General features: G+C 54.9%; 2 protein-coding genes. One reads left to right on the top strand and one right to left on the bottom strand.

Features of this window, described 5'->3' with window-relative positions; genetic code table 11:
- On the top strand, positions 1–405 hold a 405-nt coding region (locus tag V6D20_25000; protein HEY9819040.1), incomplete at its 5' end, for a Fic family protein.
- A 548-nt stretch (positions 406–953) separates the two neighbouring features.
- Here V6D20_25000 and V6D20_24995 read toward each other — a convergent pair.
- Positions 954–1,145 (bottom strand): hypothetical protein (locus V6D20_24995; GenBank protein ID HEY9819039.1); only part of this gene is annotated, 192 nt, incomplete at its 5' end.

Here is a 1,145-nt window from a genome sequence, read left to right as displayed (position 1 = left end):
GGCTGCCTGAGAGGCGTCAACATGTCTAAAGGGGATTTCACATTCGCCGGCGCGAGGTATCTGCCAGGCCTGGTCGATCAGTTCGAAGCCGACTACCTGCTGAATTTGGAGACATTGAGCGATCTGACCAAGGAGAAGTTGGTGAAGCACTTAGCCAGAAGTCATGTCGAATTTACTCAGATTCACCCGTTCAGAGAAGGGAACGGCCGGATATCACGCTTATTGATGGATGTGATGGTTGCGATGGCAGGAAGGGAGCCGCTCGACTACACCTTATTTACTGAAAACCAGGAGTTTTACTTCAAATCGATACAAGCCGGTGCCACTGATGACTACCAACACATTGAGCGGCTCATCAATGACACTCTCGAACGCAGTTCTACGTCGCCAGCTGAAGGTGACTGAACTTACCAGCCTTGCTCTCGTCAGCGACCAACTGGGCTTCAATCACCGTGATAGGCTCCCGGGTTTCAACCGAAGTAGAACTGGCAACCGCTCGGATAAGACGAGCACGACTGAATTTTCGAACGGTTTTAGTTTTCGTGGTCATATTGCACCTCTCTTTAAGTCTTTCATTATAGCAGTGCAGTTGAGAATGAGCAGTCAACGCACACCCTCAAGGCGTCAGAATTTAGCACAATCCTATATAGGCCCCCTAGCGCCTCCTCCGCGCCAATCGCCTCCCTGGAGGTGGCCTTCTCCCCGGCAAAACCCCGGCCCACCGATCCTGAGCGACTCGCCGCAACGCGGCCAGAATCAGAAAAGAATGGGGGGAGGATTAGGAGAGAATCGCGGCGCGCAAGCGGGACCCCCGGGGCGGAACAGGGCCTAAAAGAAGGTACACAGTAGGAGAGGCCCGGTGGGTGATGAGGGCTATTAGGGCCGATGATCGGCTCAAAATACCCTCTGCATCCCGCTCATCCGGTTGAGGTTCGCATGGCCATCAGCCCCTTCTAGACATCCCCACTACTGCAGGCGCAGCACCAGATCCATACTCTGGAACAGGGCCATTGGGGGACATCGGAAGCGGCCGGCCAGCCGGCATCCCTGCTCGCGGCAGGGCCATCTTCTTCATCCAGCCACCCCTGCACTTCTATATGAGCCAAGACTTCCTTTTGGAGATCCCGCTGCGCTGAATTTTCCTG

It is taken from the genome of Candidatus Obscuribacterales bacterium (assembly GCA_036703605.1).
Classification (GTDB): domain Bacteria; phylum Cyanobacteriota; class Cyanobacteriia; order RECH01; family RECH01; genus RECH01.
This window is presented reverse-complemented; position numbering and strand designations above follow the sequence as displayed.